Here is a 21,609-nt window from a genome sequence, read left to right as displayed (position 1 = left end):
GCAGGGTGAAGCGGCGGACTGTTGGGGTCAGGTCGGTTGTCTCGCTGACTTCTAGAGTTAGGTCAGACAACTACCTCACCGCCCTTGTGCAGGGTTCCGGTGGTGAGGACCTCTACGTAGAACCCCATGAACTGGTGTCCGTAGGTGCGTTGCAGCAGGGTCACCACTGGTAGGTCGCGTCTGCCTGTTGCTGGGTTCACCTCGGTTGCGGCGCAGCGTTTGGTTTGGTGGACGGCCTTGACTTGGATGCCGCCCAGGGTGAACTTCTGGTTGAGCAGGTCCACTTCGGACCACGCTGGAAGACCGTCCACGAAGATGTTGGCGCGGAACCGTTGTGGGTCGATGGTGGTGCCGGTTCGTGCTTCCAGGTCGCGGAGGGAGGCCAGGTTGATCAGGGAGACCCAGTTCATCGGGCCGTCGCCGGCCGCGTTCGCGTCGGTGAAGCGTCTGTTGGGTTCTCTTGCCAGTACTGGGTTCTGGTCTGGTGGTAGGTCCAGTACGCGGGTGAAGAATCGCGTTGCTTCGTCTGTGCCTTCGGTGGTGCTGAGGTCGGTGTTCAGGACCTGGTGGCCTGCTACTTCGGCTGTGAGGATCTCTGTGTCCGGGTTGTAGTGGGTGATGATGCCGGAGAGGCGGGGGTCTGAGACCAGAGCGTAGAACTCCTGTTTTGGCAGGGCAGTTCGGGTGCCGGGCTGGTAGCGGCCGTTCGGGCGGGCCAGGGCCAGGGTTCTGTCGTGGGGGAAGCCTCGGTTCGGGTGGAGGATTACCTGGTCCAGGGGGTGGGCGGTCAGGCCTTTGATCGGGTAGGTGAAGAGGTTCTTTGCTGTGCCTGGCAAGGGGGGCTCGCATTTCTGTCGCCGATGGGGAATGGCGATTGCTGTGAGGTCCCTTTTGAAGCTAGGCAGGTGGTGTTGTGACTACAAGTGCGTTGTTGGCAATTGTGGGTTCACGATTGCGTAATCGGCGGGGTCGGGTTGCGTTGGTTCGTTCCTGTTCCAGCGGGGTTGGTCGCGTTCCTGGGGGTTGGTCGCCTTGCGAGGACGGGCGCGCAGGTCGGGACGAAGAGCGGGGTGGCGATTGGGGCTTGACCTTGAGCCTCTGGCGGGGCGCTGAGACGGCCGGAAAAGCCGGGCTGAAAAGCGCCCGGCCGTGCCCGATGAGGGGTAGCACCCCGCCCCTCAAGGTCAAGCCCCAATCGCCATGAGCGGGGTGCGCCGCCGCCCAGAGCTTTCAGCTCGGACGGCTCGCTGCGCATCGCCACGCCAGGTTGGGTGCATGGACGGCTTGCGTTGTCGGCTGTCCGGTTGGCACCACGCGCCGGGCCTGCGTCCGAGGTTGCTTTGCGTTGGCGGGCGGCGGTTGGCACCGCGCGGGTGGGCTTGCGGTGGCTGGTCGCGTTTGTTGTCAGGGTGTGCGCAGGCGGTCGGCTGCCCACACCGGGTACTGCGACTTCGACGGTGGAGCGGTGGGTTCGGTGGTGTTGCCGTAGACGAGGACGCTGTCTGCGGTTGTCTTGCCGTTCGGGCGGAACTGGACCAGTGACACCCAGGTGTCGCCGAGGACCTTCTTGAAGCCGTCGGCCGTTGGCATGATCTCGAACGACTTCAGGATGCCGACGACGCCGGAGCCGCCGTTGGCGGGGATGGTGTTCTGGCCCTCGCCGAGGGTTGCGACCTGGCCTACGGAGGCGTCCAGAGGGGTGCCGGTGTTCAGGAGGATCGCCTTGGCTGCGCGGAGGGTTGCCACGCCTGCGGTGGGGTTGGCCAGGCCCGTGGGGACGGCGCCTGGTTCTGCGACGTGCCGGAAGAGGGTTTTGTCGCCGATGCCGGTGACGTTGAGGATGCTCCAGAGGTAGAAGAGCACGTAGCCCTTGCTGTCCTGGTTGGCGTGGCGGTCCCAGGAGGACAGGACGGTGACCGCGTCCTGGAGGTCTGTCTGGGTCTTGGCGGCTGCCAGGAGTTCGTCGAGGACTACGTCTGCCAGCAGGGCGCGTTTGGTGAATTTGAGGCCCAGCAGGGCTTCTGGGGTGATTTTGTTCTGGGACTTGAGCCAGGTTCGGGAGGTGATCGGGCGGAAGTCGTCCACCTGGGTGACGCCGGGGGCGATGGACGCCGGCCAGTTCGCGGCGGGGAGGGGTGGGTCGGTGTAGAACCACGGGGTCTCGTTGCAGTTCTGGACCCAGCCGGACTCCGGGTTGATGACTCTGGGCATCTTCGAGGCCGGGTGGACCTCGTTCCACAACCACTTCGGGTCGTCGCCGGGGAGGCGGCGCTGGGTGTCGTCGTAGGTGGCGTGGTTGAGGGTCGGGGGAGTGCCGCAGTAGAGGGCGCCGATGGAGCCGTGTGCGTCTGCGGCGATCATGTTGAAGAGGGGGAGGGGTGATTTGTCGTGGGTTTTGAAGAGTTCTTGCACGCTGGTGGCCAAGGACAGGCGCCACCAGCCCTCCAGGGCTGAGGTGGCCGGGTGGTGCAGGACGCCGGCGATGCGGATCGCCACGTCTGTGCCGTCTGGCGCGGTGACTACCGGGCCGTGGACGCTGTGGCGTTCCAGGACTGTGACGGGGGCTTCGCCGCGCACGTTGATGCGGTGTTCGGTGACCTTTAGTTCGCGTTGGCGGCCGTTGTGGAGGTAGCGGTTGCCGGTGAGGTTGAGGTCGTAGACCGACATGTTCGGGATGGGGTTGACCGTGTGCCCCCAGCCGACTGACGGGCTGTAGCCCATGTTCTGCCACGGGAGGCCCAGCAGTGCGGCGCCGTGGAAGTCGCGGCCCGGGTGGCGGGTGCGCATTTCGAAGAACCGCTGGTAGCCGCGCCAGACCAGGTGGGGGTTGATGACCAGCATCGCGTGTCCGGTGGAGGAGCGGTGGCCGGAGACCGCCCAGCCGTTGGAGCCCACGGTGTCGGTGAACTGTTCTGGCGGGAACGCCAGCCCTTTGCCGTCGAGGGTGGTGAAGCGTGCGAAGACGCGGACCACGTGGCCGATGACGTCTCTTGGGGTGACTGGCAGGATCTCGCGCCGGTCGCCGCCCAGTGCGGGGTTTTCGGTGCAGGCGGCGTTGAAGCCGTCGCAGAAGGCCTTGATGCGGGCGAGGGTTTTCGGCTTCTGGGCGCTGAGTCACTGGTCGGTTTTGGCTTTGAGTCCTAGTTGGACGGTGAACCTGTCCTCCGCCAGGTAGGGGGAGCCCCAGCGGGCTGCGGCCGCTCCGCGGGCCCTGCCGTAGATGTCCAGGATCTCGCGGGCGTTGGTCCTGGCCTGGGCGTAGCCGACGCCGTGGGTGACGTCGAACTCGTCCTTGCCCGTGATGGTGGGGATTGCCCACTCGTCCCAGGTGATTGTCAGGTGCCTTTTGCCGTTCACGTGCCATTGCTGGCCTGCCAGCGAGGCGAGGGCGGAGCTCGGACCGGCGATCGCGGTGGCCGCGGCCGCGCCGGCCGCCCCGGCTGCGGCGCGCAGCACGGACCTGCGGGGGAACGGGTTGGTGTCAGACATCGCATTCCTTTTCCTGTTGTGGCGTGATGCGGCGGCGTAGGACCAGTACGAGGAGGAGCAGGAGGGCGAGGACGACGCCGGCGAGGTTGACGAGTGGCCACGGTTCGTCTGGGCGCACCTGGCTGCTCAGCACCGAGAAGTCCCAGAGGCCGTGTGCGGCCATTGCCGCGAGCAGGGCGCCGGTGCTGCGGAGGATGAGGTAGAACACGAGACCCGTCGCGCTGGTGAGCACGACCTGGACGAGGGCTTTCGGGCCGGCGGTGATGATGTTGGTGCCGTGGGCCGCGCCGAAGAGGAGGGTGGTCCACAGGCCGACCCGGAACTCGCTGTGGCCGTTGGCGCGGAACGTGATCACGCCGATCCCGCGGAACAAGAGCTCCTCGCCGAAGCCGACCATGAGCGTCGCGACCAGCAGGAGGAGCGCGAAGGCGAGGCCGTGGGAGGCGAGGCCCGGGTAGTTGGTGATCACGGCGACCGTGGCGAAGAGCGCGATCGGGACGACGACGAGCCAGCGCCGCACCGGCCGGTGGTCGGCGAAGACCTCCTGCCAGGTGCCGAGGTAGCCGACGACGCCCAGTGTGAACGCGATGGCGAGCCCGACCGGGACCACGATCATGCGGACCAGGTAGTCGATCGACGTCGGCGCCCCGTAGGACACGTCCTGGCCGGAGGTCAGCAGCGCGCTCACGCCCTGCACGAGGACGAGGTAGACCACGACCAGCACGAGGAACTGCCAGACCTCGAGCCGCCGCGGCCGCGCGGAGCTGGGAGCGGGGCCAGGCCGTACGACCTGGTCACCGTTCGATGTGGACATGATCAGAAGTTCCTTCCGGGGGTCGTTAGCACAACGTACTAGCACAATGTACTAACGACAACCGGAGCACTTCGGCCGAGGTAGGATCGGGCGCGCCCCGTGGTCGACTTCCTCGCCATCGGCACCAGGTTCGGAAGGAGGCCGAGGAGAGCGATGGTCGGTTCCCGGCGGCAGCAGATCGTGGACGCGGCGCGGGCCTTGCTGGCCGAGGACCCCGAGTCGACGCTCGCGGTCAGGGCGGTCGCCGAGCGGGCGGGCATCGGCCCCAGCACGCTGCGCCACTACTTCCCGACCCAGCAGGCGCTGCACGAGGCGATCTTCGCCACCGCGCTCGACGACGCGCCGTCCGAGATGCGGATCCGCGACACGTCCGTGCCCGCCGAGACCAGGCTCCGCGAGTGCCTCGTGCAGCTCCTGCCGCCGCCGCAGCCGATGAGCCGGGCCGCCGCGGACAGGATGCTGACGGTCCTCAGCACGACCTTCGGTTCCGGCAGCACCGCCGAGGCGCGCAACGCCTGGGGGGCCTACACGGTCAGGACGCTCGACGCGATAGCCGGCTGGCTGCGCGTGCTGGCCGAGCAGGGCGCAATCCCCGAGGCCGGCATCCCGCGCCGGGCCCGCTTCCTGCTGGCGGTCGTGGAAGGCATGGCCCTGAGCAGGATCGTCCCCGTCGCGCGGCCCACCGGGGACGAGGAGGAGGGCGTCCTGGACGACGCCCTGTCCGTCGTCTTCCGGGCGTCGGCGCCCAGGTGAGCCGCTGTCAGGCCGTCCGTGCTCGGGCGGCGGCTTCGGAGCACATCAGGAAGCTCACGGTGCGCACGGCGTCGTCGACCAGATCCGGGTAGGCGCGGCGCACCGCGTCCTCGACGGTCTTTTCGACCTGCCGCCACCCGGGGGAGAGGTCCAGTCCGGCGCAGGCCTGCTCGGCGGTGGCGACCACCCGCATGACCTCGGGCAGCAGCGCGGGGTCGACGGCGCCGGGTTCGCGGGCCGGGCGTTTCCCGCCGTGCACGTACCGGCCCGTGTATTCGAGCAACGCCGCGTCGAGGGGGCTCAGCTGTACGCCGCGCCGGGCGCGGTCGCGGTCCGCGTCGTGCCTCTGGACGCGGTGCCAGTCGGACTTCGTGGTCGCGGAACGCAAGGCCGCGAAGATCTCGCCGCGCTCGAGCAGGCCGATGTCCGCGCCCTGGGCGATGAGCTGGCGCCTGTCCCAGGGGACGGTCCGGAACAACGACTCGACGTCCTCGGGCGTGCCGAGGAGGACCGGGTCCAGCAGCGCGACCGCGGCGCGTTCGTCCAGGGGACCCCGCGTTCCGGCGGCCTCGCACAGGGGCAGGACCGCGCTCCAGAGCAGCAGGTGCCGGGTCAGGTCCTCCGAGATCACCGCGAAGTGGGCCTCGGAGATCGGGAACGTGAACGTGCGCGGGTCGTGGTTGGCGTCGGCTCCCGCGCCGAGCCGGAGCCTGAGCTCGCCGTCCGCGCGGACCACTCGCGGGATCCAGACGTTCTCGCGTGAGAAGACGACTTCGCTCATGTCGTGGACCTCTTCGCTCGGGGGACTCAGGACGGGAACTCGCGGTGCACCGGCGCGTCCTCGTCGAGGTCGACGAGAACCTGGTGCAGGAGCTGGGCGGCCGTGTCGAGCACGGATCGGTCGACGGGCCGCAGGACGCGGCTGATCGCCTCGCTCACGGCGTTCCCCGTCTCCCGTCCGACGCGCAGTCCCTGTTCGGTGAGACGCACGATGCTGCTCCTCGCGTCGGACGAGTTCGCCTCGCGGGTGATGTGCCCGTCCTCCTCGAGCCTGCGGAGGATGTTGCTGAGGCCTCCCGTGGTGAGCAGGAGCTGCGAGGACAGCTCGCGGGGGAGCGCTCCGGCGTCACCGGACGCGGCCAGGGCGCCGAGCACGTCGAGCTCGCCCGCGGAGAGCCCGTGCTTCTTGAGCGCCTCGGCGATCGGCCGGTCCAGGAGCGTCCGCAACCTCACGGCGTGCTGTGCGAGGGAGAGCGAGGACAGCTCACGGGGTGTTGCCATGCACCGATCCTAACCGGTCCGCTTTCGTGATAGCTTTCGCTAAAGGTAAATCTGCGGAGGCGCGATGACGACGGCGATCGAGAACGTGCGGGTGTTCGACGGTTCGGCGGTGAGCGGGCCCCGGCGGGTGGTGTTCGGCGAATCGGTGTCCGGAGAGGACACCGCCCCGGCCGACACGGTGGTCGACGCGGCGGGAGGCGTGCTGCTGCCCGGCCTGATCGACGCGCACGTGCACACCGTGCGCGGCCGCGCCGACCTGGAGGACCTCGCCCGCCGCGGTGTGACGACGGGGCTGGACATGGGCGCGTGGCCGCTCGAGTTCGTCGACGAGATGCGCCGGCAGAAGGGCGTCGCGCAGATCCTGAGCGCCACGGTGCCGGCGGTCGGGCAGGGCGGTCATCACGCGAAGATGCCGGGCATCCCGGCGGAGGCGGTCGTGACCACCCCGGACGAGGCGCGCGCGTTCGTCGGACGACGGGTCGCCGGCGGCGCCGACTACGTCAAGGTCGTCACCGAGGCCGCGCCGCCCGAGGGCATGGACCAGGCGACCGTGAACGCCCTCGTCCAGGCGGCGCACGAGCACGGCCTGCTCGTCGTCGCCCACGCGACCACGACGGGCGCGTTCCGGGTGGCCGTGGAGGCCGGTGCGGACGTCAGCACCCACGCACCGCTCGACGCCGTGCTGGACGACGACACGATCGGCCGGATGCGGGAGATCGGGATGGTGTCCGTGCCGACGCTGACGATGATGGAAGGCGTCGCGAAGCTGTTCGCGGCGGCCGGATTCCGCTACGAGCACGCGCGCGACACGGTCACGAAGCTGCGCGAGGCCGGCGTCCCGCTGCTGGCCGGGACGGACGCGAACTCCGCGCCCGGAGCGCCGTTCGCCCCGAAGCACGGCGAGTCGCTGCACCGCGAACTCGAGCTCCTCGTCGCCGCCGGGCTGACCCCGGCCGAGGCTCTCGCGGCCGCGACCTCCGTGCCCGCGCAGGTCTTCGGCCTCCGCGATCGAGGCGCTGTCGAGGCCGGGAAGCGCGCGGACCTGGTCCTGGTCGGCGGCGACCCGACTGTCGACATCTCGGTGACGCGGGACGTCGTGGGCGTGTGGATCGCGGGGCAACGCCTACCGACCCCAGGGCGGTAGGCGCTCCCCGAAGGGTCCGCTAGACGCGGTCGCCCACCTGGTCGACGAACCCGGCCGCGTCCTGCGGCGAGTTCTTCGTGCCGAGGTACTCGTAGGTGTCCTTGTCGAACACCATCACCACCGGCTCGGCCCACGGCGCGGAGCCCTCGGGCACGGGCCAGCTGATCCCGATGCCGGGCCGGCCGGACGAGACGTCCTCGACGACCGTCAACCCCGGCACCTGCGTCGCCGCGTCGAACAACGCGGCCCGCTGCGGTCCCGGCAGGTAGGAGAAGCTGACCATGGCCAGCACGTCCTTGCCGTAGGAGTTGACCGGCCGGCCCTTGTCCTCGCCCTTCAGCAGCCGAAGCACGTCGTCGGCTGTGGTGGGCAGGTCGTCCCGGTACGCGCGGACCGGCGTGCACTTCTCGGTCGCGCCCGTCGGCTTGTCGTACTTGTCGAGCACCTTCCTGGTGCCGTTGACGCAGCCGGGCGTGGTGACCGGCTCGTCGGCCCTGGAGGTGCTGATCCGGCCGTCACGGGTGCCGTCGACGGAGAGCCAGCCCTCCCACTCGCCGTTGCGCACGTAGTAGAACTGATCCGGCCGGGGCACCTCGTCGGGCTTCGAACGGGCTGCCGCGGCGGCGTGGTTCAGCAGCTGCACGGCGGTGTCCACCGGGGCCGTTGAGCCGGTGGGCGTGGCGTCCTGCCGCGGCTCGTCCGGGGAGCCGGACGGCAGCACCGTCACGACGACGGCGGCCGCCGCGGCCGCCACGGCGATCGTGGCGACGGCGATGACTCCGGCGCGGCCACGCCGGCGCGGCTTGATGCCCGCGACGAGCTGTGCCCGTGCGGCGGCGAGCTGGTCGGCGGACTTGAGCGGGGTGTCGTCCAGTTCCCGGACGAGCTGGAGGTCATCCATTGTTGAGCAGCTCCTCGACCTCGGTGTGGTTGTCGGTTCCCAGCGCTTCCCGGACCTTGCGGCGGGCGCGGTTCAGCCGGGACCGCACCGTTCCCACCGGGATCGCCAGCGCCTCGGCGACCTCGAGATAGCTGAGTTGTTCCCAGGCGACCAGCAGCAGCACGTCCCTGTCCTCGGTGGACAGCACGGCCAGTGCGCCGGTCAGCATCGACCGCATGGCCTGGGCGGTGACGTCGGCGGCCACCCGGTCGGCGTGGTCGCCCACGTGGGACGTGGCCGGGTGCACCTGGTGCCGGCGCACCTCCTCGCGCCGGTGCTGGCCGACGAGGTTGGTGGCGATGCCGTACAGCCACGGCCGGGCGTCCGGGCGGGAGGAGTCGTAGCGCTCCCGTTTCGAGAACGCCACCAGGAACGCTTCGGCGAGCAGGTCGTCGGCGGCCTGCTGACCGAGGCGCCGGGCGAGGTAGCGCTGTATGTGCGGCGCGTGCCGGTCGAAGAGGAGGGCGAACTCCTCCGGCACGCGCAACGACGCCTCGATGAGTTCCGCGTCGGTCGCTGTCATGGTGGCCTTTCGGGTGAAGGGTCTTCACCCTGCTATCCGCTCAACTCCCCGATCGAGTTCACGGCGCCGCGGTCAGCCGGCCGGACTGATCCCTTCCACCGCCACCGCGAACAGCCGCTCGGCCGACGCGGCCGGGTCCTGGTGGTGTTCGGTGACCATCGCGATGCCGACGATCAACGTGACGAGCTCGACGACCGTGACGTCCCGCGCGACGGCGCCTTCCTCGATCGCCCTGCGCAGCAACGGTTCGGCGGCCTCCTCGATGGCCGAGGCGCACGAGTTCCCGTTGACCGGGTCGCCTTCGTGGGCCAGCGCGGTGGCAAGTCCTTTCGCGGCAACGCAGTACGTCACCACCTCGGCCAGCCACTCCAGGAGCGCGGCCCTGCCGTCGCCTGCCCCGGTGAGCTCGCGCGCCCTCTCGCACAGCACCTCGATCCGGTGCCACAGAACGGATTGCAGCAGCGCCTGGCGGGTGGGGAAGTGGCGGCGCACGGTCGCCGAACCGACGCCGGCGACGCGGGCGATCTGCTCGAGCGAGGCGTTCGCGCCGTGCACGGCGACCTCCTGCTCGGCCACGGCGAGGATCCGCTCGTGGTTGCGCCGGGCGTCTGCGCGCTGGCGATCGGTCATGGCTACCTCGTGGTTGATAAATGGCGGGGCCCGCCATATCGTAGCGGACACCGAAACGGCGGGCCCCGCCGTTTAAACGTCCTTCGTGGAGGAGAGCCATGTCCGTGCTCGTCACCGGAGCCACCGGCAAGCAGGGAGGCGCGGCCGTCCGCGCACTGACCGCGGCAGGTGTCCCCGTGCGCGCGTTGGTCCGCGATCCGGAGTCGGACCGCGCCAAGGCCCTCGGAGTCGAACTCGTCACCGGCGACCTGCACGACCGCGAGTCACTGGTGCGCGCGGCCAAGGGCGCCAGCGCGGTGTTCTCGGTGCAGATGGCCGAGTTCAAGCAGGACGGCTTCGACTTCCCCGGAGAGCTCGCCCAGGCGACCAACCTGATCGAGGCCGCGGTGGAACAGGGCGTTCCGCAGTTCATCCAGACCACCGTCGACGGCGCCGGCCCGCACTTCGTCGACGAGCTCTACCCGGTGCGCGCCGCGTCCATGAACACCAAGGCCGCGATCCAGGAGCGGGTCCGCGCGGCCGGGTTCGAGCGGTGGACGTTGCTCAAGCCCGGCTTCTTCATGGAGAACTTCCTGCCGGAGTCGGCCTTCCTGTTCCCGCGCGGCGTCGAGGGCGGCCTGGTGAGCATGGTGAAGCCCACCACCCGGCTGTCCCTGGTCGCGACGCGGGACGTCGGCACGGCCGTGGCCGCCGCCGTCGCGGAGCCGGAGCGCTTCGACCGCGTCGAGCTGGAACTGGCCGGCGACCACCTGTCGATGGCGGAGGTCGCCGAGGTGCTCTCCGGCGTGCTCGGCACCGAACTGACCGCGCCGGACCTGACGCTGGAGCAGGCTCTCGCCGCCGGGATGCCGGAGATGGGCGCGGGCCACGACCGGATGAACGAGTCGGGCATGGTCGGCCGTCCCGAGTACGCCAGGGAACTGGGCCTGCCGCTGACCAGCTTCGCCACCTGGGCGCGGGAGGCGCTCGGCTGACCTGTCAGGGAGTGCGCTCCCAGGGCGGCACCCAGCCCGGGTCGGCGCCCAGCGCCGCTCGGCCTGTCCGACCGCTCGAGCCCTCCTCACCGGTGCGGGCCGGGACGACCTGAACCTCGCGCACCGGGGGTGCGCGCCACAGCGGTCAACGGGAGTGCGCCGAGCGCTTGGCGCCGCGGGGCGCTGACGGCGTCGATGTCCGCGCCGGCGTCCAGGAGGGCGTTGAGCACTTCCACCTCCTCGGCGCTCGCGGCTCAATGGAGCGGCGCCTCGCGGTGCGAACCCCGGAATCGCGCGTTGACGTCACCGCCCGCTGTCACGAGCACCTCGACGGTCCGCGCGCCGTTCGGGCACCGGACGGGCCAGTCCGTCAGCACGTGCGACAGGGTTCGCCCGCTTCCGGCGTCGTCCGCCGGCGCAACGTCGCGAGATCCACCGCGGCGGACGGCGGCGACCACGGCCGTGGTCGCTGGTTCGTCTTGGCGCACGGTCGTCCTCCGCGGTCGAGGGACCCAGCGTGCCCTAAACGCCGCTCCAGCGAACGACGTCCGCGAAAGTCGCATTCCCGCCGCACACCACGATTCCCAGCCGCGCACCGGGCCCGACCCGCTCGAGCACCGCGGGCGCCGCCGCCACGAGACACCCGGCGGCGGGCTCCGCCCACACCTTCTGCGCCTCGGCCAGCGCGATCGACCCCCGCACCGCGTCGGCGTCGGACACGACCAGCACGTCCTCGACCAGCGTCACGGCGTGGTCGTAGGTCAGCTGCGACGCGTGCGGCGCCGACAGGGTCGAGACGATCGACGTGGGCGTGATGTCGACCGGTCCACCGGCGTCCAGCGCCTGACGCATCGCGTCAGCGCCCTCCACCTCGACACCCCACACGCGCACGCCGGGCACGAGCGCGTGGAACGCCGCCGCCACACCCGAGATGAGCCCACCACCGCCGATGCTCACCAGCACGTCCGTGACGTCCGGCGCGTCGGTGGCGAACTCCAGACCCACCGTGCCCTGAGCGGCGACCACGACCGGGTCGTCGTAGGGGTGCACGAGCGTCGCGCCCGCCTCCACCAGCTCGTGGAGCAGCGCGAACGCCGCCGCCAGCCCGTCGGTGAGCCGCACGTCCGCCCCGGAGGCGCGAGCCAGTTCGACCGACCGGGCAGGTGCCGACGACGGCATCACGACGGTGGCGGCCACACCGAGGGCGCTCGCGGCGTCGGCCAGCGCGATCCCGTGGTTGCCGCCGCTGACCCCGACCACACCCGCCGCCCGCGCCTCGTCCGAGAGCGAGAGGATCTTCGTGAACGCGCCGCGCGTCTTGAAGGAACCGCTGCGCTGCAACAGTTCCAGCTTGACCGTCGTCGGGACGCCGAGCAGGGTGGACAGTCCGGGGGAGGGCAACGTCGGCGTGCGCAGCACCCGTCCGCCGATCACCTCGGCCGCGGCCCTCACGTCGTCGATGGTCACCAGGTCAGCCATGGCACCACCCTAGGTGGTGTCCGCCGGATCCCGGCCGTGACAGGAGCGGCCGAGTGTCCACTGGGGAGCGGCTTCACGGGGTGTCCGGCGTGCTGATCCACGAGCGAACGCGAGACACCTGGCGTCGACCGGTGCCGAACTCCGGGTCGACCTCCGCCCACGACAGCAGCACGCGGTAGCCGTCGGCGGACGCCCAGCACGTGGTGGACCTCGCGGACGCGAGGGTACTGGCGCATCTGCGGAACAGAAGGGGTACTTTCGTGCCGCACGAGCGGCATCTACGATCGATGCATGCCGAATCTGCGGATAACGTCCAGAATCGCGGCCACCGGACTGGCGGCCGCGCTGGCCCTCGCCGGGTGCGGCCAGCAGACCGGCAGCACGCCGGCGCCCGGCTCGGGGGCGCCGGAGGTCACCGGGAACGTCACCGTGTTCGCGGCGGCGTCGCTGACCGAGACGTTCACCCAGTTGGGCGAAGACTTCGAGGCCGCCAACCCCGGCACGAAGGTCAGGTTCAACTTCGGCGGCAGCTCGGCGCTGGCCCAGCAGCTCAACCAGGGCGCGCCCGCCGACGTGTTCGCGAGCGCAGCACCGGCGAACATGAAGCAGGTGACCGACACCAGGACCGTCACGGACGCGCCGAGGACGTTCGCGAAGAACAGGCTCGCGATCGCGGTGCCGAAGGGCAATCCGGGCAGGATCGCCGGGCTCGCGGACTTCGCCGACGCGGGGAAGAAGATCGCGCTGTGCGCGGAGCAGGTGCCGTGCGGGGCCGCGTCCAAGAAGGTCTTCGAGCTCGCGAAGATCACGCCGCAGCCGGACACGCTGGAGCAGGACGTCAAGGCCGTGCTCACCAAGGTCTCGCTCGGCGAGGTCGACGGCGCGCTCGTCTACCGGACGGACGTGAAGGCCACCGGGGACAAGGTGGAGGGCATCGAGTTCGCCGAGTCCGCGCAGGCCGTCAACGACTACCCGATCGCCCCGCTGGCCAAGGCGCCCAACGCCGCCGTGGCCAAGGCGTTCGTCGACTTCGTGCTGTCCGGCGAGGGCCGTGCCGTGCTGGGCGCGGCGGGCTTCGACGGCCCGTGACGCGCAACCGGGTGCGGGGACGGCTGCCCGTCGTCCTCGTCCTGCCCGCCGTGGCCGGGCTGGCGTTCCTGCTGGTCCCGCTGGCGGGGCTGCTCGTCAAGACGCCGTGGACCTCGCTGCCGACGCTGCTCAGCGCGGAAGTCGGTGAGGCGCTGCGGTTGTCGCTGATCTGCGCCTCGCTGGCGACGGTGCTGTGCCTGGTGCTCGGCATCCCGCTGGCGTGGCTGCTGGCGCGCTCCGGGCTGCCGGGCCGGGGGTTCCTGCGCGCGCTCGTCACGGTGCCGCTCGTGCTGCCGCCCGTGGTCGGAGGTGTGGCGCTGCTGCTGGTCCTGGGGCGGCGCGGCCTGATCGGCGAGCACCTCGACGCGTGGTTCGGCATCTCGTTGCCGTTCACCACCGCCGGTGTCGTCGTCGCGGAGGCGTTCGTGGCGATGCCGTTCCTGGTGATCTCGGTCGAGGGCGCGCTGCGGGCCGCCGATCCGCGCTACGAGGAGGCCGCGGCCACGCTGGGCGCGTCGAAGTGGGTGACGTTCCGGCGCGTGACGCTGCCGTCGGTGCTGCCGGGTGTGGTGGCGGGCGCGGTGCTGTGCTGGGCGCGGGCGCTGGGGGAGTTCGGCGCCACGATCACGTTCGCCGGCAACTTCCCCGGTGAGACCACGACCATGCCGCTGGCGGTGTACCTCGCGCTGGAGACGGATCCGGACGCCGCCATCGTGCTGAGCGTCGTGCTGCTGCTGGTGTCCGTCGGAGTGCTGGCCGGTCTGCGCGACCGGTGGATCAGCGGGCCGACGTGACCCTGGACGCCGAGCTGCGCGTCACGCGCGGCACCTTCTCCCTCGACCTCGACGTGACGATCGCGCCGGGCGAGGTCGTCGCACTGCTCGGCCCGAACGGCGCCGGCAAGTCCACCGCGTTGCGCGCCCTCGCGGGCCTGCTCCCGCTGACCTCGGGGCACATCACGGTCGCGGAGTCCACTTGGGACGGTGCGAACGCGTTCGTGCCCGCCGAGAAGCGGCCGATCGGCGTGGTGTTCCAGGACTACCTGCTCTTCGCGCACATGTCCGCCCTGGAGAACGTCGCTTTCGGACTCAGGTCCCGCGGCACGCCCAAGGCCGAGGCACGTGCCGAGGCGGCGCGCTGGCTCGACCGGGTCGGGCTGAGCGGGTACGAGCAGACCAGACCCCGTTCCCTGTCAGGCGGTCAGGCCCAGCGGGTCGCTCTCGCACGGGCGCTGGCGACCGGCCCGAGCCTGCTGCTGCTCGACGAACCGCTGGCCGCGCTGGACGCGAGCACCCGCCTGCAGGTGCGGTCGGAACTGGGCCGCCACCTCGCCGACTTCGGCGGCCACACGCTGCTCGTCACGCACGACCCGTTGGACGCCATGGTCCTCGCGGACCGGCTGGTCATCCTCGAAGGCGGCCGCGCGGTGCAGTCCGGTCCTCCCGCGGAGGTCGCCCGCCGGCCGCGCACCGACTACGTCGCGAACCTCGTCGGCCTGAACTTCTACCGCGGCAGGGCATCGGGCACCCAGGTCGGCCTGGACGGCGGTGGCGGCCTCACCATCGCCGAACCCGTCGACGGTCCGGTGCACGTCGTGTTCCCGCCCAACGCCGTGAGCCTGCACGCGGCGCGGCCGGAGGGCAGCCCGCGCAACGTCTGGCCCGTCACGGTCGCGGCGGTCGAGCAGCACGCGCACACCACCCGCGTCCGCCTGGACGGGCCGCCGGCGGTGCTCGCCGACATCACCACGGCCACGCTCGCCGAGCTGCGGCTGCGTCCCGGGGACGCGCTGTGGGCGGCGGTGAAGGCGACCGAGGTCCACGTCTACCCGGCCTGACACCGTTCCACATCGCGGGAGCCCTTGCCGCCGCTCACCTCCTGCTCAGACCATTGCCGCCACCACGGAGTGGACGGAGGCGCGGCATGAGCGCGGAGGACGGTGTCGGCCGTGAGCGCAAGCTCGCGTTGAACGAGGACTGGGCGGCGACGATCGCCGGACTGGTCCTGCTCGGCCTGGTGCTGGTCGGCGCCCTGCCGGGCTGGCTGGTGCCGTGATGGCGGAAGTCGAGACGCGGCAACGATCTCAGGTGTGGTGGGCGGTCGCCGGTGTCGCGGTCGTCGTGGTGCTGGGCGCGCTGACCCGGTACCTGGAGCAGAACGTGCCGGTGTTCACCAAGGGCACCTGGCTCGGCGGCATCGCGAAGAGCGTCGAGTACCCGGTCTACGCGATCCTGCTGGGGTTGCTGGGCAACGCGGTGCTGACCGGGCTCGGGTTCCGGGACAAGCTCGCCGCCGGGTTCCGCACCGAGTTCTTCATCAAGACGGGCCTGGTGCTGCTGGGCGCGTCGATCAACTTCGCGGTGATCGTCAAGGCCGCCGGCCCCGCCATCGCCCAGGCGTTCCTGCTGATCACACTGGTGTTCGGGTTCACGTGGTGGCTCGGCGGCAAGCTCGGCGTCGACTCGAAGCTGCGGGCGCTGCTGGCGTCGGCGGTGTCGATCTGCGGTGTGAGCGCGGCCATCGCGGCGGCCGGCGCCGTGCAGGCACGCCGGGAACAGCTCGCCTACACCGCGAGCCTGGTCATCATCTTCGCGCTGCCCTCGATCTTCCTGCTGCCACTGGCCGTGGACGCCCTCGGCCTGTCGCCCGCGGTGGCGGGCGCGTGGATCGGCGGCAACATCGACACCACCGCCGCCGTGAGCGCGGCCGGCGCACTGGTCGGCGAGGAGGCGCTGCAGATCGCGACGATCGTGAAGACGACGCAGAACGCGCTGCTCGGTGTCGTCGCCGTCGCGCTGACGGCCTACTTCGCGCTGAAGGTCGAGCGCACGGGGGAGGCGAAGGTCAGCGGCAAGGCGTTGTGGGAGCGCTTTCCCAAGTTCGTGCTCGGTTTCCTGGCGGCATCGATCATCGCGACGATCTTCCTGGAGTCCGGTGGCGACAAGGCCGCCATCACGACCGTGAACGACCTGCGCACGCTGTTCCTGATCCTGGCGTTCGTCTCGATCGGGCTGGAGTTCAAGGTCGCTCCGCTGCGGGAGGCGGGGTGGAAACCGATCGGGGTCTTCGCCAGTGCCGCGGTGTTCAACCTGCTGGTGGGTCTGGGGCTGGCGAGCATTCTCTTCTCCGGCTTCAACGGCTGACCTCCACGTCCTGCCGACCGGCGCCATCTGTGGTCAGGTGGTGCCGGTCGCGTGCGTGAGAGGGGTGGCGGATGACGGAGACAGCACCGCGCGGATGGGTGCCGGTCGAGCACAGGTTCCTCGGACTCGACCGGCGCACGTTCGCACCCGCCCTGGGCGTCCTCGCCATCGCACTGCTGCTCCTGTACGGGCTGCCGGCGCTGAACGCGGTCATCCCGTGGCACAACGAGATCCGCGCCGGTGACGTGCTGGACCTCGGCGACGGCTCGACGGCCGTGCCACCGGTGGGGTGGCAGCTCGAGGACGGCGTCCTGGCGGGCTCCGGCTCCGCGTCCCCGGCGAGCGTGCAGGTCCAGCTGACGACGGGGGGCGCGGCGATCGCGTTGAGGGGCGCCGCGTTCACCGGGTCCGCGGCCGCGTTCCTCGACCAGGTGCTGCGCTCCGAGGGCGGCGCGCCGGGGATCGACGGGTCGCGCGGCACCGTGACGACCGCGAGCGGCCTCGTCGGCGTCGCGCAGGCGAGCACCTCGCCACAGGGCGACGGCCTCGACGTCGCGTTCAAGATGACCAGGACGCCGGGACAGGCCGACGCGGCACCGGCACTGCTCGTGCGGGTCCGCACCGCGCCGGGCCAGTTCGAACGCCAGCAGGACACCGTGGGGACGTTCCTGCGCGGCATCACGGCGGGAGCGGGCCGATGACGACCACCGAGGCCAAGACCGCGCAGCTCGCCGCGATCGAGCAGTCGGGCTGGGGGGAGCGGTTCCGGTTCGTCCAGCCCCGCAACCTCGCGTTCTGGGTCTACCTGCTGGGTGTGGGCGGTGGCGCGCTGGCGGTGGTGCGCTACTTCGGTCCGGGGGCGCACTTCTACAGCCCCGCCCTCACTGGGGGAGTGCTGCTGTTCGGGCTGTACCTGGTGCCGTGGCTGCTCCTGCTGCGCCACCAGAACCGCTACACCGCGCAACCCGCCGCCCTGCTCGCGGCCGCGTTCTTCTGGGGAGGTCTCGCCGCGACGTTCTGGATCGCCCTGCCCGCCAACACCGCGCTGCTCGAGATCTGGACGAAGCTCGGCGGCACGGCGTTCGCCGCCGACTGGGCGGCCGGTCTCACCGCGCCGATCAACGAGGAGTTCGGCAAGGCGCTGGGCCTCGTCCTGCTGATCGGGCTCGCCCCGAGGCTCGTGCGCGGCGCCTACGACGGCTTCATCATCGGCGCGTTCATCGGCCTGGGCTTCCAGGTCTTCGAGGACGTGCTCTACGTCTACAACGGCGCTGCGCAGACCTTCGGCACCGGCCAGGTCCTCACGTCGTTGCAGATCTTCCTGGTCCGCGGTGCGGCCGGCATCGTGTCGCACGCGTTGTTCAGCGCCATCTTCTGCGCGGGCCTCATGTGGGTACTCGGCCGCACACCGGGCGAGCGCAACGTGCCGCGCGGCGTCCTGACCATGCTGACCGCGATGGTGTTCCACTTCGCCTGGGACGACATGACCGGCCTGAGCGGCGGCATCGGCGCCGTGGCGGTCGTGCTGCCGTTCCTGATCGCGGCGATCGAACTGATCACCCTCTTCTACGTCCTGCGGCACGCCGCCCGGCAGGAGCGGATCTGGATCCGCCGGTTGCTGCAGCCGGAGGTGGACGCCGGTGTGATCGATCCCGCACTGCTCTCCGCGGTCAGCGGACTGCGCAGGGACCGCAAGGCGTTCCGCAGGCTCGTGCACGGTCGCAGCAGGTCGCGGCACCTCCAGGACGCGACGGCGGATCTTGCCCGCGAACTGGCCCGCGCGCAAGGGCTCGAGACGAACGAGGTCCTCCACGCCCGCGCCGAACTGCTCAGGCTGCGCGGAGCCGTTCGCTAGGACGTCTTCAAGGCTTACGGTGGTGGGCGTGACGACCACGGCGGAAGTTGCGAGCCAGGCGGACGAGCGGATCCGGCGGCTGGAGTCCCAGCTCGTCCGCGAGTACGACGACGTGCCCCCGAGCCTCGTGCACGAGTGGATCGAACGGGCCCGGGCGCGGTTCGGCGGCGCGAGGGTGCAGGAGTACGTGCCGCTGTTCGTGGCCCGTGAGGTGCGGGCGTCGGCGCGCGCCTTCCCGGTCGCCGAGACGACGGGGACGTTCCTGTCCAGCTGGGCGCGGAACACGGCACGCCGTCTGCTCGCCGAGGAGTTACCCCGCCGTTGGGCGCACACGGCCGGGGTTGCACGCAGGGCCGAACACGTGGCGCGCGTCCTGCCGGAGGACGAACGCGAACTGCTCGTCGCGGCGGCGTGGGTGCACGACATCGGCTACGCCTCCGAGGTGACCGACACCGGCCTGCACTCGCTCGACGGAGCGCGCTACCTGCGGCGGGCGGGCATGTCCGAACGGATCTGCGGCCTGGTCGCGCACCACTCCGGCGCGGCGGCCGTCGCTCGCCTGGTCGGGCACGCCGACGGCCTCGCCGAGTTCACCGACCAGCGCGGCCGGCTGCGGGACGCGCTCTGGTACTGCGACATGAGCACCGGTCCGGACGGTCAGCCGACGACCGTGCACGGCAGGCTGGCCGAGATCCGGCAGCGGCGCGGTCCGGAAGACCCGGTGGTGCGCGCGCTCGCGATCAACGGCGACGAACGCCTGGCCGCCGTCCGGCGCACGCACCGGTTGCTCCGCCGCAAGTGACGCACGCTGCAGAAGCGGTTACTTGAAAGTTGAACTATCTTGGTGGCATGAAGAAGATCGGTTTTCTGTCGTTCGGGCACTGGACGGACAGCCCGCACTCGCAGACGAGGTCGGCGGCCGACACGTTGCTGCAGTCGATCGACCTCGCCGTAGCCGCGGAGGAACTGGGCGCGGACGGCGCCTACTTCCGCGTGCACCACTTCGCACGGCAGCTCGCGTCGCCGTTCCCGCTGCTCGCCGCGATCGGCGCGAAGACCGACCGCATCGAGATCGGCACCGGTGTGATCGACATGCGCTACGAGAACCCGATGTACATGGTCGAGGACGCCGGCGCCGCCGACCTCATCGCCGGCGGAAGGCTGCAGCTCGGCATCTCCCGGGGATCACCCGAGCAGGTCGTCGACGGCTGGCGCCACTTCGGCTACCAGCCCGCCGAGGGCCAGACCGACGCCGACATGGCCCGCATGCACACCGAACTGTTCCTGAAGGTGCTCGAAGGCGGCGGCTTCGCCGAGCCCGCTCCCCGCCCGATGTTCCCCAACCCTCCCGGCCTGCTGCGCGTCGAACCCCACGCGCCGGGCCTGCGCGAACGGATCTGGTGGGGCGCCGCCTCCAACGCCACCTCCGTCTGGGCGGCGAAGCAGGGCATGAACCTGATGAGCTCGACCCTGAAGTTCGACGAGGGCGGCGCACCGTTCCACGTGCAGCAGGCCGACCAGATCAGGGCGTTCCGCAAGGCCTGGGCCGAGGCGGGCTGGAAGCACGAGCCGCGGGTCTCGGTCTCGCGCAGCATCTTCGCGCTCACCACCGACGTCGACCGCATGTACTTCGGCCGCGACGGCAAGAGCACCGACTCCGTCGGCTTCATCGACGGCCCGACCCAGGCGATCTTCGGCCGCTCCTACGCCGCCGAACCCGACGTGCTGGTCGAGCAGCTGGCGGAGGACGAGGCCATCGCGGAAGCCGACACGCTGCTGCTGACGGTGCCCAACCAGCTCGGCGTCGACTTCAACGTGCACGTTCTGGAGAACATCCTCCAGCACGTCGCGCCGGGGCTCGGCTGGCGCTGACTCGCCTGTGGGGCGTCGCGGGGTTCTGCCCTCGCGACGCTTCGTGCTGGCGTTCGCTATTGCTTCAGTGTTGGTCGAAGTTGAGTGCTGGTGGCTGCGGGGTGGGCCTGCCGCGATCCCCAAAATCGCAGGAGTGGCGACGGCCTGTGCGGGCGAACGGATTGGCGGGTAGTTCGACGATGCCGCCGTACGGCGGCGCGGGCGAATGGACCGGCGCGTGGCCTGGCGAAGCCTCCACAACGCGGGGCGAGCCCATTTTGATCAGAACCCACCCCAAGCTTCGCCAGTCATCTCCATCGCTTCAGTGTTGACCAAAACAGATCACCGACGCCGGTCCCGGACGTAGAGCGCCGACTGCTTACCCCCGCCAGGAGCACGACGATCGACCTCGAACAGCTTCGTCGCCGTGATCAGGTCGCTGAGCTTCGAGTAGCCATACGTACGGGAGTCGAACTCGGGACGCTGCTTGGTGATGATGCTGCCGACCGCGGAGAGCGAGGCCCACCCGTCGTCGTCGGAGGCCGCCTCGACGGCGTTGCGCAGCAGGTTGACCAGGGTCGTGTCGCCCTTGAGCTGGGCTCCGGTGGTCGAGGGCTTACGTCCGAGCGGGGCCTCGGCCGGGGTTTCGGCCTCGGGGTGGGCAAGGTTCTCGACGTAGATGAACTTGTCGCACGCCGCGACGAACGGTTTGGGCGTCTTGCGCTCGCCGAAGCCGTAGACGGTGAGGCCGGACTCGCGCAGGCGGGCGGCGAGGCGGGTGAAGTCGGAGTCGCTCGAGACGATGCAGAACCCGTCGAAGCGGTCGGAGTACAGCAGGTCCATGGCGTCGATGACCATCGCGGCGTCGGTCGCGTTCTTGCCGGTGGTGTACGCGAACTGCTGGATGGGCTGGATCGACTGCGCCAGCAGGTGGTCCTTCCAGCCCTTCAGGCTCGTGCCGGTCCAGTCGCCGTAGGCGCGCTTGACGTGAGCGGTGCCGTACTTCGCGATCTCGGCCAGCAGCGCCTCGGTGATCGACGGCTGCGCGTTGTCCGCGTCGATGAGGACCGCGAGTTTCGCGGCGCTCTCGGTGGCCGGTTGCCCGTTCATGACCATGGGCGGATCGTACGACGGTCGGTGCGTCGTGACCTTTTCGCCGTCAGACACGATCCGCCAAAGCAACACGAAGGCCCTGTTCGCGCATTACGGTGGTGGTGGAAAAAGGCCGTGAGAGAGGCGGAACCGGGCGTGACGTCCTGGGTCGAAGTGATCAACTATGTTCGGCTGCGGTACGAGGTGCTGGAGGAGTCGGACGTCTGGCTGCGCTTCCGCCTCGAGACCAACGGCACGCGCACGCAGCAGGTCTCGGTGCACCACATCACGGACGACGGCGGCGCGGCGTGGGTGGAGCTGTCCTCCCCGGTCGGGCGCGCCGGCGACGTCGACCTGCTGCGCTTCCTCGAGCTGGCCGGCCAGTCGCAGGTCGGCGGGGCGGCCGTCGTGGACGGTGTCGCGCTGCTCAAGCATATAGCGCCGCTGGAGGAGCTGAGCGTGCGCGAGGAGTTCGAGCGTCCGCTGCAGCTGCTGGTCGGCCGCGCGGACGCCATCGAGCACGAGCTGACGAGCGCCGACCACTTCTAGCGC

Annotated in this window: 23 protein-coding genes and 1 pseudogene; 13 read left to right on the top strand and 11 right to left on the bottom strand. The window is 70.5% G+C overall.

Features of this window, described 5'->3' with window-relative positions:
* Positions 1–62 precede the first annotated feature (62 nt).
* The 3 genes and pseudogenes from IE307_RS00365 to IE307_RS00350 all read right to left on the bottom strand — a co-directional run bounded on the left by IE307_RS00365 (position 63) and on the right by IE307_RS00350 (position 4,303).
* Entirely contained in the window at positions 63–836 is a 774-nt protein-coding gene (locus IE307_RS00365) for an MOSC domain-containing protein (RefSeq protein ID WP_191295417.1), read from the bottom strand.
* A gap of 568 nt (positions 837–1,404) precedes the next feature.
* A pseudogene (locus tag IE307_RS00360) lies at positions 1,405–3,489 on the bottom strand (penicillin acylase family protein).
* Entirely contained in the window at positions 3,482–4,303 is an 822-nt protein-coding gene (locus IE307_RS00350; protein WP_191295415.1) for a CPBP family intramembrane glutamic endopeptidase, read from the bottom strand. Before IE307_RS00350 ends, IE307_RS00360 begins: the two are co-directional and overlap by 8 nt.
* A 153-nt stretch (positions 4,304–4,456) precedes the next feature.
* On the opposite strand from IE307_RS00350, the gene IE307_RS00345 reads away from it, so the two are divergent.
* A complete protein-coding gene (locus IE307_RS00345; protein WP_191295414.1) occupies positions 4,457–5,056 on the top strand; it encodes a TetR/AcrR family transcriptional regulator in 600 nt (199 codons plus the stop codon).
* Positions 5,057–5,063: 7 nt separating this feature from the next.
* Here the strand turns inward: IE307_RS00345 and IE307_RS00340 are convergent, their stop codons facing one another.
* Together IE307_RS00340 and IE307_RS00335 are read right to left on the bottom strand one after the other, a co-directional pair.
* The gene (locus tag IE307_RS00340; RefSeq protein ID WP_191295413.1) at positions 5,064–5,837 is read right to left on the bottom strand and encodes a DUF6357 family protein; all 774 of its coding nucleotides are present in this window, start codon (positions 5,835–5,837) and stop codon (positions 5,064–5,066) included.
* Between the two features lie 26 nt (positions 5,838–5,863).
* Positions 5,864–6,337, bottom strand: coding sequence for a MarR family winged helix-turn-helix transcriptional regulator (locus IE307_RS00335; RefSeq protein WP_191295412.1), 474 nt, complete (start codon positions 6,335–6,337; stop codon positions 5,864–5,866).
* A 64-nt stretch (positions 6,338–6,401) separates the two neighbouring features.
* Between IE307_RS00335 and IE307_RS00330 the strand changes: the two genes are divergently transcribed.
* Positions 6,402–7,481: an amidohydrolase family protein gene (locus IE307_RS00330; RefSeq protein ID WP_191295411.1), complete on the top strand. Its 1,080-nt coding sequence runs from the start codon at positions 6,402–6,404 to the stop codon at positions 7,479–7,481.
* Positions 7,482–7,500: 19 nt separating this feature from the next.
* On the opposite strand, the gene IE307_RS00325 is transcribed toward IE307_RS00330, so the two are convergent.
* From IE307_RS00325 to IE307_RS00315, 3 genes are all read right to left on the bottom strand, one after another.
* The gene (locus IE307_RS00325) at positions 7,501–8,382 is read right to left on the bottom strand and encodes a CU044_5270 family protein (protein WP_191295410.1); all 882 of its coding nucleotides are present in this window, start codon (positions 8,380–8,382) and stop codon (positions 7,501–7,503) included.
* Positions 8,375–8,944 carry an RNA polymerase sigma factor gene (locus IE307_RS00320; protein WP_191295409.1) on the bottom strand — a complete coding sequence of 190 codons (570 nt, stop codon included), beginning with the start codon at positions 8,942–8,944 and terminating at the stop codon, positions 8,375–8,377. Before IE307_RS00320 ends, IE307_RS00325 begins: the two co-directional genes overlap by 8 nt.
* A gap of 72 nt (positions 8,945–9,016) precedes the next feature.
* Positions 9,017–9,574 carry a TetR/AcrR family transcriptional regulator gene (locus IE307_RS00315; protein ID WP_191295408.1) on the bottom strand — a complete coding sequence of 186 codons (558 nt, stop codon included), beginning with the start codon at positions 9,572–9,574 and terminating at the stop codon, positions 9,017–9,019.
* A 98-nt stretch (positions 9,575–9,672) separates the two neighbouring features.
* On the opposite strand from IE307_RS00315, the gene IE307_RS00310 reads away from it, so the two are divergent.
* Positions 9,673–10,548 (top strand): NmrA family NAD(P)-binding protein, encoded by an 876-nt coding sequence (locus tag IE307_RS00310; protein WP_191295407.1) that lies wholly within the window; start codon positions 9,673–9,675, stop codon positions 10,546–10,548.
* 86 nt (positions 10,549–10,634) lie between these two features.
* Here IE307_RS00310 and IE307_RS00305 read toward each other — a convergent pair whose 3' ends face one another.
* Entirely contained in the window at positions 10,635–10,778 is a 144-nt protein-coding gene (locus tag IE307_RS00305; RefSeq protein ID WP_191295406.1) for a hypothetical protein, read from the bottom strand.
* A gap of 292 nt (positions 10,779–11,070) precedes the next feature.
* The gene (locus tag IE307_RS00300; protein WP_229904242.1) at positions 11,071–12,027 is read right to left on the bottom strand and encodes a threonine ammonia-lyase; all 957 of its coding nucleotides are present in this window, start codon (positions 12,025–12,027) and stop codon (positions 11,071–11,073) included.
* Positions 12,028–12,318: 291 nt separating this feature from the next.
* Between IE307_RS00300 and modA the strand changes: the two genes are divergently transcribed.
* The 9 genes from modA to IE307_RS00260 all read left to right on the top strand — a co-directional run bounded on the left by modA (position 12,319) and on the right by IE307_RS00260 (position 19,986).
* Entirely contained in the window at positions 12,319–13,116 is a 798-nt protein-coding gene (modA, locus tag IE307_RS00295) for a molybdate ABC transporter substrate-binding protein (protein WP_191295405.1), read from the top strand.
* The gene (modB, locus tag IE307_RS00290) at positions 13,113–13,910 is read left to right on the top strand and encodes a molybdate ABC transporter permease subunit (RefSeq protein ID WP_191295404.1); all 798 of its coding nucleotides are present in this window, start codon (positions 13,113–13,115) and stop codon (positions 13,908–13,910) included. The genes modA and modB overlap by 4 nt, the downstream gene beginning before the upstream one ends.
* A complete protein-coding gene (locus IE307_RS00285; protein WP_191295403.1) occupies positions 13,907–14,953 on the top strand; it encodes an ABC transporter ATP-binding protein in 1,047 nt (348 codons plus the stop codon). Before modB ends, IE307_RS00285 begins: the two co-directional genes overlap by 4 nt.
* An 86-nt stretch (positions 14,954–15,039) precedes the next feature.
* Entirely contained in the window at positions 15,040–15,171 is a 132-nt protein-coding gene (locus IE307_RS47225; RefSeq protein WP_268250325.1) for a hypothetical protein, read from the top strand.
* Complete coding sequence (locus IE307_RS00280) at positions 15,171–16,259, top strand: YeiH family protein (protein ID WP_191295402.1); 1,089 nt, start codon at positions 15,171–15,173, stop codon at positions 16,257–16,259. The genes IE307_RS47225 and IE307_RS00280 overlap by 1 nt, the downstream gene beginning before the upstream one ends.
* Before the next feature lie 71 nt (positions 16,260–16,330).
* Positions 16,331–16,960, top strand: coding sequence for a hypothetical protein (locus IE307_RS00275; protein WP_191295401.1), 630 nt, complete (start codon positions 16,331–16,333; stop codon positions 16,958–16,960).
* A complete protein-coding gene (locus IE307_RS00270) occupies positions 16,957–18,114 on the top strand; it encodes a PrsW family intramembrane metalloprotease (RefSeq protein WP_191295400.1) in 1,158 nt (385 codons plus the stop codon). Before IE307_RS00275 ends, IE307_RS00270 begins: the two co-directional genes overlap by 4 nt.
* Before the next feature lie 28 nt (positions 18,115–18,142).
* Positions 18,143–18,916 carry a three-helix bundle dimerization domain-containing protein gene (locus IE307_RS00265; protein WP_229904241.1) on the top strand — a complete coding sequence of 258 codons (774 nt, stop codon included), beginning with the start codon at positions 18,143–18,145 and terminating at the stop codon, positions 18,914–18,916.
* Between the two features lie 47 nt (positions 18,917–18,963).
* Positions 18,964–19,986: an LLM class flavin-dependent oxidoreductase gene (locus tag IE307_RS00260; protein WP_191295399.1), complete on the top strand. Its 1,023-nt coding sequence runs from the start codon at positions 18,964–18,966 to the stop codon at positions 19,984–19,986.
* Positions 19,987–20,307: 321 nt separating this feature from the next.
* On the opposite strand, the gene IE307_RS00255 is transcribed toward IE307_RS00260, so the two are convergent.
* The gene (locus IE307_RS00255; RefSeq protein ID WP_229904240.1) at positions 20,308–21,081 is read right to left on the bottom strand and encodes an NYN domain-containing protein; all 774 of its coding nucleotides are present in this window, start codon (positions 21,079–21,081) and stop codon (positions 20,308–20,310) included.
* Positions 21,082–21,213: 132 nt separating this feature from the next.
* On the opposite strand from IE307_RS00255, the gene IE307_RS00250 reads away from it, so the two are divergent.
* Positions 21,214–21,606, top strand: a complete 393-nt coding sequence (locus IE307_RS00250) for a hypothetical protein (RefSeq protein ID WP_191296393.1) — start codon at positions 21,214–21,216, stop codon at positions 21,604–21,606.
* The last annotated feature ends 3 nt before the right edge of the window (positions 21,607–21,609 follow it).

This window comes from Lentzea cavernae, assembly GCF_014653695.1.
In the GTDB taxonomy this organism is placed as follows: domain Bacteria; phylum Actinomycetota; class Actinomycetes; order Mycobacteriales; family Pseudonocardiaceae; genus Lentzea; species Lentzea cavernae.
This window is presented reverse-complemented; position numbering and strand designations above follow the sequence as displayed.

Excerpts from the sequence above, each read along its gene's own strand:
- IE307_RS00350 (WP_191295415.1), bottom strand. The coding sequence starts at position 4,303 with ATGTCCACATCGAACGGTGACCAGGTCGTACGGCCTGGCCCCGCTCCC.
- IE307_RS00345 (WP_191295414.1), top strand. The coding sequence starts at position 4,457 with ATGGTCGGTTCCCGGCGGCAGCAGATCGTGGACGCGGCGCGGGCCTTG.
- IE307_RS00340 (WP_191295413.1), bottom strand. The coding sequence starts at position 5,837 with ATGAGCGAAGTCGTCTTCTCACGCGAGAACGTCTGGATCCCGCGAGTG.
- IE307_RS00335 (WP_191295412.1), bottom strand. The coding sequence starts at position 6,337 with ATGGCAACACCCCGTGAGCTGTCCTCGCTCTCCCTCGCACAGCACGCC.
- IE307_RS00330 (WP_191295411.1), top strand. The coding sequence starts at position 6,402 with ATGACGACGGCGATCGAGAACGTGCGGGTGTTCGACGGTTCGGCGGTG.
- IE307_RS00325 (WP_191295410.1), bottom strand. The coding sequence starts at position 8,382 with ATGGATGACCTCCAGCTCGTCCGGGAACTGGACGACACCCCGCTCAAG.
- IE307_RS00320 (WP_191295409.1), bottom strand. The coding sequence starts at position 8,944 with ATGACAGCGACCGACGCGGAACTCATCGAGGCGTCGTTGCGCGTGCCG.
- IE307_RS00315 (WP_191295408.1), bottom strand. The coding sequence starts at position 9,574 with ATGACCGATCGCCAGCGCGCAGACGCCCGGCGCAACCACGAGCGGATC.
- IE307_RS00310 (WP_191295407.1), top strand. The coding sequence starts at position 9,673 with ATGTCCGTGCTCGTCACCGGAGCCACCGGCAAGCAGGGAGGCGCGGCC.
- IE307_RS00300 (WP_229904242.1), bottom strand. The coding sequence starts at position 12,027 with ATGGCTGACCTGGTGACCATCGACGACGTGAGGGCCGCGGCCGAGGTG.
- modA (WP_191295405.1), top strand. The coding sequence starts at position 12,319 with ATGCCGAATCTGCGGATAACGTCCAGAATCGCGGCCACCGGACTGGCG.
- IE307_RS47225 (WP_268250325.1), top strand. The coding sequence starts at position 15,040 with ATGAGCGCGGAGGACGGTGTCGGCCGTGAGCGCAAGCTCGCGTTGAAC.
- IE307_RS00280 (WP_191295402.1), top strand. The coding sequence starts at position 15,171 with ATGGCGGAAGTCGAGACGCGGCAACGATCTCAGGTGTGGTGGGCGGTC.
- IE307_RS00275 (WP_191295401.1), top strand. The coding sequence starts at position 16,331 with ATGACGGAGACAGCACCGCGCGGATGGGTGCCGGTCGAGCACAGGTTC.
- IE307_RS00270 (WP_191295400.1), top strand. The coding sequence starts at position 16,957 with ATGACGACCACCGAGGCCAAGACCGCGCAGCTCGCCGCGATCGAGCAG.
- IE307_RS00260 (WP_191295399.1), top strand. The coding sequence starts at position 18,964 with ATGAAGAAGATCGGTTTTCTGTCGTTCGGGCACTGGACGGACAGCCCG.
- IE307_RS00255 (WP_229904240.1), bottom strand. The coding sequence starts at position 21,081 with ATGGTCATGAACGGGCAACCGGCCACCGAGAGCGCCGCGAAACTCGCG.